The following is a 3,638-nucleotide window of genomic DNA, read 5'->3' as shown; positions in this document are numbered from 1 at the left end:
AAGTACAGGTCAAACGCTGCAGCGTGCTGGCGCCGTACGACGGCCAAGTGGTGCAGCGCAAGGTCCAGCGCTATGAAAGCGTTTCGGCCGGGGCGCCGTTGCTGGAGATCGTCGACAATCACAGCCTGGAAATCCATGTGCTGGTACCGTCGCGCTGGATGGGCAAGCTCAAGCCTGGCCAGACCTTCAATTTCACCCCCGACGAAACCGGCCAGGCGTTTACGGCCACAGTCAAACGCCTCGGTGCGCGCATCGATGAAGGGAGCCAGACGCTGCTGTTGGTGGCGACCTTGCCCAATGCCTCCGGGCTGCTGGCAGGCATGAGCGGCACCGCCCACTTTGCGCAATTGCAATGAACGCACCGATGCCCGGTCACGCCGAGCGCGTGTTTGCGCAGTTTCTCGACCTTGAACGCCAGACCCGTGCGGCGCGTACCACCGAGCAACTGGCCTACAGCCTGGTCAATGACAGTCAACCGCTGTTCGGTTATCGCCACGCCGCTCTGTTGATCGCCGGAAAGGTGAGGGCGGTGACGGCGGTGAGCAGCGTCGATCCGAACGCGCCGTTTGTGGCGTTTGTCGAGCAAGCGGTGGCGCAGTTGCACAAATTGGCGCTGAGCCAGACCGCACGGGTGGTGCCGGCAGAGCAGTTGAGCGGCGCGGTACAGGCCGACTGGCAGAGCCTGTCTGCCGGGCATGTGTTCTGGTTGCCGCTGATTGATCCTCAGGGCCGAGTGTTCGGCGGCCTGTGGCTGGCGCGAGATATGCCGTGGAACCCCGCCGAGCAAGTGTTGCTGGCGCAACTGGGTGACACCTGCAGCCATGCCTGGCACGCATTGCAACCGCGCCAACCGTGGCGCTTGCGCCTGACCCGCAAACGCCAGGTTGCGGTGGTGGTGGCGTTGCTGCTGATGCTGCTGATCCCGGTGCGCCAATCGGTGCTGGCGCCGGCCGAAGTGGTACCGTTGGCCGGGCAGGTCGTTGCGGCGCCTTTGGACGGGGTGATCGCAGAGTTTCTGGTCAAACCCAACCAGTCCGTGAAAGCCGGCGACCTGCTGCTGCGCTTTGAAAGCACCACGCTGACGGCCCAGGCCGATGTGGCGGCGCGGGCCTTGGGCGTGGCCGAGGCTGAGTTGAAAGCCAATTCCCAACGCGCTTTTGCCGATGCCGAATCCAGCTCGAAGATTGACCTGTTGGCCGCCCGCGTTGAGCAAAAGCGCGCCGAGCGGGACTACGCCCGTGAGTTGCTCAAACGCAGCGAAGTGCACGCTGAGCGCGACGGTATTGCCGTATTTGCCGACGCCGACCGCTGGACCGGCAAGCCCGTGCAAACCGGCGAACGTCTGTTGCAGATCGCCGACCCGGCCCAGGCCGAGTTGCGCATTGAGCTGGCGGTAGGCGATGCGATTGCCTTGGCGCCCAATGCCCAAGTTGCACTGTTCCTCGACAGTGACCCGTTGCAACGCCACCTCGCCACCCTGCAACGGGCCGCCTATGAAGCCCAGCCTACGCCGGGTGGGCAGTTAGCCTATCGGCTCGATGCGCAATTCGACGATGCGCCTCCTCGTATCGGCCTGCGCGGCACCGCGAAGCTGTATGGCGACCGCGCGCCGCTGGCCCTGTATCTGCTGCGGCGGCCATTGGCGGGCCTGCGTCAGAGCGTTGGCCTCTGATGAGCCTGCCCAAGCTGCGTGAAGACCTGCAACTGTCCAGCGCTGGCGCTGCGTTGGACGGCTCACCACGCTGGACCCTGGCCGACCCGGTGCGCGGGCGCTATTTCAAGCTTGGTGCCACGGCGATTCGCTTGCTGCGCCATTGGTCCCTGGGTGATCCGGAAAAAGTCCTGCAAGCCGCTAATCGTGAGCCGGGCTTGCCCCTGGGCGGCAGCGAAGTGGAGGAACTGTTGGGCTTTCTGCGCGCCCATGACCTGATCACCGCCCTTGATCCGCAACAGCGTGCCAGTTACCTCTACAAGTCTGTCGCGCAGAAGCAAAGCCTGTGGCAAATCCTGCTGCACCAGTACCTTTTTTTCCGCATCCCGCTGTGGCGCCCGGACGCGTTTCTCAACCGGGTGTGGCCGTGGCTGGCGCGCTTCGGCCCGGGTTTTTTGCGTTACGGCCTGCCTATGCTCCTGGTCCTGGGCGTATTTCTGGTTGCACGAGACTGGCAGCGCTTTCTGGCGACCTTTCCGCACCTGTTCAGCCTCGGCGGTGCCCTGGCATTTGGTGTGGCGCTGTTTTTCGCCAAACTGTGCCATGAGTTCGGCCATGCCTTTATGGCCAAGCGCGCCGGCTGCCGGGTGCAGAGCATGGGCGTGGCGTTCATGGTGTTGCTGCCGATGTTCTATACCGATGTGAGCGACGCCTGGCGGGTCAATGATCGCCGTGCGCGCTTGATGATCGGTGCCGGTGGGGTGATGGCCGAGCTGCTGTTGGCGTGCATCGCCTTGCTCGCTTGGTCGTTGTTGCCGGACGGTCCGGCGCGCACGGCGGCGTTCATGTTGGCCAGCGCCACTTGGTTGACCACGCTGGCGATCAACCTCAACCCGTTTATGCGTTTTGATGGTTACTTTTTGATCAGCGATTTATGGGGGGTGGATAACCTGCAAGGTCGCGCCTTCGCCCTGTGTCGCTGGCGCCTGCGCGAACTGCTGTTCGGTTATGGCGAACCGGCACCGGAGCCGTGGTCGCCGGCCATGCAGCGACGCCTATTGTGGTGGGGCTATTTGGCGTGGTTGTGGCGGGCGGCACTGTTCTTGGGGATTGCGCTGGCGGTGTATCACCTGTTCTTCAAGCTGCTTGGGATTTTCCTGATGCTGGTGGAGCTGGTGTGGTTCATCTTCTTGCCGATCTTCAAGGAGTGGCGGGAATGGTGGAGCCATCGCACCCAGGCCCATGCACCCCGAGTGCTGCTGAGTAGTCTGGGGCTGGTGTTGATTCTGCTGGCGTTGGTGGTGCCGTGGCGCAGTGCCGTGGAGTTGCCGGCCATGCTCGAAGCCGGGCGTGCCAGTGCGTTGCATGCGCCGGTGGCGGCGCGGGTCAAGACCCTGAAGGTGGTGGATGGGCAAGTGGTGACCCAGGGCCAGGTGCTCATTGAGTTGGAATCACCGGATTTGGATGCGCGACAAAGCATCGTGCGCCGCGAGGTGGAAATTTTGCAGTTGCAAATGCGCCGCCAGGCCGGGCGCAGCGAAACGGCGGCGGATGCCGGGATCAACGATCAGCGTCTATCTCAGGCCCTGGCCGAATACCGTGGCTTGGCCGCTCAGCGCGAACGCCTATTGTTGCGCGCACCCCATGCGGGCACGGTGCGCGATGTCCTGCCGCAACTGAGCGTGGGCCGTTGGCTGTCGCCCAAGGACTCGTTGGCCCAGGTCGTGGAAGAGGGCGCGCGCCTGCGTGGCTACTTGGCTGAGGCCGAGCTTTGGCGGGTAGCGCCAGGTTCGACGGGACGCTTTATCGCCGATGATCCCATGCACGCGGCCATCCCGGTGGAGTTGACCGAAATCGACGCCAATGGCGTGGCTTATCTTGACCAAGAGGCACTGACCTCCGACCACCACGGGCCGATTGCCGTGCGTCGAGATGAAAGCCAGCGTCCGGAGCCGGTGCAAGCTCAATACGGTGCGCGGCTGAAGAG

At 63.8% G+C, this 3,638-nt stretch carries 3 protein-coding genes; all 3 read left to right on the top strand.

All coding sequences use genetic code 11. The features are described from left to right. On the top strand, window positions 1-356 hold a 356-nt coding region (locus ACRESD_RS24135; RefSeq protein ID WP_431753202.1), incomplete at its 5' end, for an efflux RND transporter periplasmic adaptor subunit. Beyond that, a complete protein-coding gene (locus ACRESD_RS24130; RefSeq protein ID WP_431753201.1) occupies window positions 353-1,672 on the top strand; it encodes an efflux RND transporter periplasmic adaptor subunit in 1,320 nt (439 codons plus the stop codon). The genes ACRESD_RS24135 and ACRESD_RS24130, both read left to right, overlap by 4 nt. Then, window positions 1,672-3,638 (top strand): HlyD family efflux transporter periplasmic adaptor subunit (locus tag ACRESD_RS24125; protein WP_431753200.1); only part of this gene is annotated, 1,967 nt, incomplete at its 3' end. The genes ACRESD_RS24130 and ACRESD_RS24125, both read left to right, overlap by 1 nt.

Origin of the sequence: Pseudomonas sp. (genome assembly GCF_050739995.1) — a bacterium.
Classification (GTDB): Bacteria; Pseudomonadota; Gammaproteobacteria; order Pseudomonadales; family Pseudomonadaceae; genus Aquipseudomonas.
This window is presented reverse-complemented; position numbering and strand designations above follow the sequence as displayed.